The organism is Demequina sp. (assembly GCF_024642165.1).
GTDB lineage: Bacteria > Actinomycetota > Actinomycetes > Actinomycetales > Demequinaceae > Demequina.
The window spans coordinates 1-5,616 of record NZ_JAHEBP010000131.1 but is presented as its reverse complement, the minus strand read 5'-3'; the positions used below and the strand labels follow the sequence as shown (position 1 = coordinate 5,616).

Annotated in this window: 7 protein-coding genes; all 7 read right to left on the bottom strand. The window is 70.4% G+C overall.

What is annotated here, in order from left to right; all coding sequences use genetic code 11:
- Positions 1–76 precede the first annotated feature (76 nt).
- Positions 77–307, bottom strand: coding sequence for an ATP synthase F0 subunit C (locus Q0L54_RS10135; protein WP_062312262.1), 231 nt, complete (start codon positions 305–307; stop codon positions 77–79).
- A 54-nt stretch (positions 308–361) separates the two neighbouring features.
- The gene (gene atpB / locus Q0L54_RS10130) at positions 362–1,213 is read right to left on the bottom strand and encodes a F0F1 ATP synthase subunit A (protein WP_366937958.1); all 852 of its coding nucleotides are present in this window, start codon (positions 1,211–1,213) and stop codon (positions 362–364) included.
- Between the two features lie 85 nt (positions 1,214–1,298).
- Positions 1,299–1,706, bottom strand: a complete 408-nt coding sequence (locus Q0L54_RS10125) for a hypothetical protein (RefSeq protein ID WP_296667791.1) — start codon at positions 1,704–1,706, stop codon at positions 1,299–1,301.
- Positions 1,703–2,935: an MraY family glycosyltransferase gene (locus Q0L54_RS10120; RefSeq protein WP_296667789.1), complete on the bottom strand. Its 1,233-nt coding sequence runs from the start codon at positions 2,933–2,935 to the stop codon at positions 1,703–1,705. Before Q0L54_RS10120 ends, Q0L54_RS10125 begins: the two co-directional genes overlap by 4 nt.
- Complete coding sequence (locus Q0L54_RS10115; RefSeq protein WP_296667788.1) at positions 2,932–3,582, bottom strand: L-threonylcarbamoyladenylate synthase; 651 nt, start codon at positions 3,580–3,582, stop codon at positions 2,932–2,934. Before Q0L54_RS10115 ends, Q0L54_RS10120 begins: the two co-directional genes overlap by 4 nt.
- Before the next feature lie 12 nt (positions 3,583–3,594).
- On the bottom strand, positions 3,595–4,485 hold the full coding sequence (gene prmC, locus Q0L54_RS10110) for a peptide chain release factor N(5)-glutamine methyltransferase (protein WP_296667786.1): 891 nt from the start codon (positions 4,483–4,485) through the stop codon (positions 3,595–3,597).
- A gap of 16 nt (positions 4,486–4,501) precedes the next feature.
- Positions 4,502–5,584 carry a peptide chain release factor 1 gene (gene prfA / locus Q0L54_RS10105; RefSeq protein ID WP_296667784.1) on the bottom strand — a complete coding sequence of 361 codons (1,083 nt, stop codon included), beginning with the start codon at positions 5,582–5,584 and terminating at the stop codon, positions 4,502–4,504.
- Positions 5,585–5,616 lie beyond the last annotated feature (32 nt).

The window sequence follows — 5,616 nt, the reverse complement described above, 5'->3', positions numbered from 1 at the left end:
GGCTCGGGGAGGATGATGTTCCCCGTGGCCTCCTCGCCATGCTCCTCCGCTGCTGCGAGCAGCGTCTGGGCGATCATCACGTGAAGAGGAAGCCGGTGATCAGGCCGAGCAGCGCGAGCACCTCGACGAACGCCACACCGATGAACATGGTGGTGCGGAGCTGGCCGGAGACCTCAGGCTGACGCGCCATGCCCTCGATGGTCTTGCCGATCAGGATGCCGAGGCCGATGCCGGGGCCGACGGCCGCGAGACCGTATCCGATCGTCGCGACGTTGCCGGAGACCTCCGCGAGAGTGGTGGTGTCCACTGTGTGATTCCTTCCGTTGATGCGCCGCCGGTGATGGCGGAGCAAGCTTTCTTTCTAGTGCTCGTCCTCGAGCGCCATGTTGAGGTACACGGACGACAGCATGGTGAAGACATAGGCCTGCAGCAGCGCCACGAAGATCTCGAACAACACGAAGGCGAAGCCCGCGGCGAACGAGATCACGCCGGCGGCCTTGAGGGCTCCGGTCGCGGCGAAGAAGAAGTACTGGGTGGCCGCGAAGCACAGCACCAGCAGCAGGTGCCCCGAGATCATGTTGGCCGCGAGTCGCAGCGCCAGCGTCGCCGGGCGCAGGATGAAGACCTGCAGCGCCTCGATCGGGGTCAGCAGGAAGTAGATCGGCTTGGGCACGCCGGGCGGGAACAGGTTCGCCTTCAGGTAGCCACCGAGCCCGTGCTTCTTGATGCCCACGGAGAGGTAGAGCACGTAGACCCAGAGCGCCATGAACAGCGGCAGGCCGATGAGCGACGTGCCGGCGATGTTGAGGAACGGCACCACGCCCGTGATGTTGAAGAACACGATCGAGATGAACAACGTGGTGAGGAAGGGCAGGAACCGCTTGCCCTTCTCCCCCATGACGGGTTCGACGATCTGGCCCCTGACGAAGTCGAGGATGAACTCGATGGTGGCCTGGCCGCGGCTGGGCACCACCTTGGCGCGCGAGGCGACGACCCAGAACACCGCGATCAGCGCGATCGCCGCGATGACGCGGACGAGCATGATGCGGTTGAACTCGAAGATGGTGCCTTCCCACAGGATGGCGGGAGGGAAGAAGTCGGCGATCGTGGGGGCGTGGAAGCCGTCGGAGCTGAAGAGCTGCTGCCAGTAGCTCAGCGTCTCTTCAGAGCCCGCGGCCTCTGCGCTGATGGCCGCTGCCAGTAGGTTCCCCACGAAGTCTCCTGTGCGATGAATCATCGGGCACGAACAGCCGTCCGGCCCCGTCGACTGACCGAAAGCCTAACGCATTTCCCCGGGACTACGTACCCGGGTCGACGTACGGAATACGTGCTTTGCGAAGCGTCAAGAGATCGATCGCCAGCGACACCACCAGGCCCACCACGGCCGTGGCCGCGAACATCGGGCGATAGAACGATTCGACCCCCTGCAGCAGCAGCAGCGCGACGATGATCACGAGCATCTTGCCCAGCCACGAGAACGCCACGATTCCGGCGAGGGCCTGTGGCGAGCGTCGATGGCCGATGAGCATCGCGGCCTGGGTGGGGATGGCCCCCAGGGCGGCGACGGCCGCCCCGACCGCCGCGGCGACCGCGCCCGGCGCACCCGCGACGAACCAGCCGACGAGCGCGCCGAGCACGGCGAGACCGGCCAGCACCACCACGGTCAGGCGCATCGCGCGGCGATACAGGCTCTCCTCCGCCGTCACGATCCCTCCCCGTCCTCCGGGCGAGGGTCCGCGCCCGACGTCACCCGTGCATCGTCCCGTTCCTCGCGCCGCTGCCGCCCCTCGGGGGTGGCGCGCTGGAGCGCGAAAGCCGCGTGGCCCGCGCGCCGCCACTGGCGGGAGAAGAAGCGGGCGAAACGCGGCGAGAACGTCACCGCGGCCGCGCCGGCCACGCCGATGGCGGTGACCACGAGCGCGCCGTTCACCGTGAGGAACACCACGGAGACCGTCCCGAAGGAGAGCACGGCGGTCCAGAGATAGAGCACGGTGACGGCCCACCGATGCGAATGGCCGCGGCGCAGCAGCAGGTGGTGGAGGTGGTGCTTGTCCGGCGAGAACGGCGATTCGCCGCGCAGCGCTCGTCTGATCACGGCGGCCGTCATGTCGACCAGCGGCACTGCGACCACCATGAGCGGCAGCAGGATGGGGACGAAGGCGGGGATGCGCTCGCGCTCAGTGATGACGGCGGGGTCGATCTGGCCCGTGACCACGATGGCGGCGGCCGCGAGCACGAGTCCCAGCACCATCGAGCCCGAGTCGCCCATGAAGATGCGCGCCGGATGGACGTTGTGCGGCAGGAAGCCCAGGCACGCACCCACCAGGATCGCGATGATGATGGTGGCGAGCGAGGAGTAGTCGCCGGGCGAGGCGGACCGCGCGAGCATGTAGGTATAGGTGAAGAACGCGAGCCCGCCGATCGCGATCATGCCGGCGGCGAGCCCGTCGAGGCCGTCCACGAAGTTCACGGCGTTCATCGCGATGACCACCACGAACACCGTCGCGATGAGCGACACATACGAGCTGCCGATGGTCACGCCCGCGATGGGCACGGTGACCAGCTGGACGCCTCCCCACGCGAGCACCAGTCCGGCCAGGAACTGGCCCGCGAGCTTCGCCATCCAGTCGAGGTCCCAGATGTCGTCCGCCATTCCCACGGCGCACACGATCCCGGCCGCGCCCAGCACGGCCCATGGCTCGCGGCCGGCGGCGAACACGGGGTCGAGGAAGGAGATCGCGGAGGCGACGATGCCCGCCACGGCCAGGCCGAGGAAGATCGCGATGCCCCCGAGCCGCGGGATGGGGGTGGTGTGGACGTCGCGGGCGCGCACGGCGGTGATGGCGCCCACGCGGAACGCGAGGTGCCGCATCGCGGGTGTGCTCACGTAGGTGACGAGGGCCGCGATGGCCATGAGAGTCAGATAGACCTTCACCCGGCGCCACCCTCGAGCGACTGCTCCCCCACGATCTCGACGATGCGGTCGCGGGAGACGCCGCCATCCCGGACGATGCGCAGGTGGTCGCCGGTGGCGTCGACGATGGTCGAGGCGACGCCGAGCGGGCTGTCGCCCGCGTCGAGGTAGACGGCGACGGAGTCGCCGAGCTGAGCCTCGGCCTGCTCGGCCGTGGTGGCCGCGGGCTGTCCGGTGAGGTTCGCGCTCGTCACCGCGAGCGGCCCGGTGCGCGCCAGCAGGGCGCGCGCGGCAGCGTGGTCGGGCACGCGCAGCGCGACCGTACCGTGCGTCTCGCCCAGGTCCCAGGCGAGCGAGGGCTGCGCCTGCACGATCACCGTGAGCGCGCCCGGCCAGCAGGCCTCCATGAGCGAGCGCGCCGCGGCCGGCACGTCGTGCGCAAGGCCGTCGACCGTGCGCACGTCCGGGATGAGCACCGGGGGCGGCATCTGGCGGCCACGACCCTTGGCGGCCAGCACGCGCGCCACCGCGTCCGGTTGGAAGGCGTCCGCACCGACCCCGTAGACGGTGTCCGTGGGGAGGACCACCACGGCGCCCCGCGCCACCGCGTCGACGGCGGCGTCGAGCGCCGGCCCCCACGCGGCGGGGTCGTGGCACGCAAGGATCACGGCGTCAGTCTCTCAGACCCCGACACGGGTCGCCACGAGCATCCGGTCGCGTCCCGTGAGGTCGGTCAACGTGCGGACGTCGCCCCACCACTCGGAGGACTCGGCGTATGCGCGCATCGCGGCGCCCTGCTCGTCGCCGTGCTCCATCACCAACACCCCACCGACGCGCAGCAGTCGCTGGGCCTCGTCGAGGATGGCGCGGGGGACGTCGAGGCCGTCGTCGCCCAGGCCGTAGAGGGCCTGCGGAGGATCGTGGCGCGCCACCTCGGGGTCGCGCGGCACGGCGGCCGTGGGCACGTATGGGGGGTTCGTGACCACCACGTCGGCGCACGCGTCGAACTGGCGGAGGCAGTTGCGCGCATCGGCATAGACCGAACGCAGCCGCGAGCGCACGCCCGGTGGCTGCGCGCGCGCGTTGATCCGCAGGTAGACCAGCGCCTCCTCGCTCGCCTCCACCATGGCGACCTGGGCCTCGGGGATCTCGGTCGCGACGGAGATGCCGATGGCACCGGAGCCGGCGCACAGGTCCGTGACGCGCACGGAACCCCTGAGCTCGAGCGCTCGCCGGGCGGCGTCGATGGCGACCCCGGCCACCACCTCGGTCTCGGGGCGCGGGATGAACACGCCGGGCCCCACCTGGAGGTCGAGCGAGCGGAAGTAGGCCTTGCCCGTGATGTGCTGCAGCGGCTCACGGTCGATGCGGCGCGTGACCCGCGCCTCGAGCAGGTCGAGGTCCGCGCCGGCCGGCCAGTCGTCGTCGCGCGCGGCGGCGGTACGGATGGAGGACGGCTCGCGTCCCAGCGTGTGCGCGATGAGCACGATCGCGTCGTGATCGGGCGACGGCACTCCGGCCTCGGCGAGGCGGCGGGTGGTGTCGCGCAGGCGCGCGCCGACGGTGGGCACGGTCGGATTCTACGGTCTACTCGGCGGCGGCGAGGCGGGCGGTCTCGTCCGCATCGATGGCCGAGCGGATCACCGGATCGAGGTCCCCGCCGAGCACCTGGTCAAGGTTGTAGGCCTTGTAGCCCGTGCGGTGGTCCGCGATGCGGTTCTCGGGGTAGTTGTAGGTGCGGATCCGCTCCGAGCGGTCCACGGTGCGGACCTGCGACCGGCGCATGTCGGAGGCCTCGGCCTCCGCGGCCTCTCGCTGTGCGGCGAGCAGGCGCGCGCGCAGGATCCGCATGGCCGACTCCTTGTTCTGGAGCTGGCTCTTCTCGTTCTGGCAGCTCACCACGATCCCCGTGGGGATGTGCGTGAGGCGCACGGCGGAGTCGGTGGTGTTGACGGACTGCCCGCCCGGCCCGGACGAGCGATACACGTCGACGCGCACCTCGTTCATGTCGAGCGCGACGTCCTCGACCGCTTCGGCCTCGGGGAACACCAGCACGCCGGCCGCCGAGGTGTGGATGCGGCCCTGCGACTCGGTCGCCGGCACGCGCTGCACGCGGTGGACGCCGCCCTCGTACTTGAGGTGGGCCCACACGCCGTCCTCGGGCTGCACCGAGCCCGGGGCCTTGATCGCCACGGAGACGTCCTTGTAGCCGCCCATGTCGGTGTCCGTCGCCTCGAGCACCTGGGCCTTCCAGCCCCGGGACTCGGAGTACTTGAGGTACATCTTCAGCAGGTCGCCGGCGAACAGCGCGGACTCCTCGCCGCCCTCGCCGGACTTGATCTCCAGGATCACGTCCCTGGCGTCGTCGGGGTCCCGAGGGATGAGGATGCGGCGGAGGTGCTCGGTCGCGGCCTCGGCGGCCTGCTCCATGGCGGGCACCTCGGCGGCGAAGTCCGGGTCGAGCCCGGCCATCTCCTGGGCGGCCTCGAGGTCGTCGTAGGCGGCCTTCCAGGCACGATGCGCGGCGACAACGCGACCGAGCTCCGCAAACCTACGTCCGAGCGTGCGCGCCCTGCCGGCATCCGCGTGAACCGCGGGGTCGGCGAGCTGTCGCTCGATGTCGGCATACTCGTCCAGCATCGGCTGGACGGCTGCGAAGGCCTCGGCCACGTCGTCGCGCGGTGAGCTTCGTTACTTCTGGT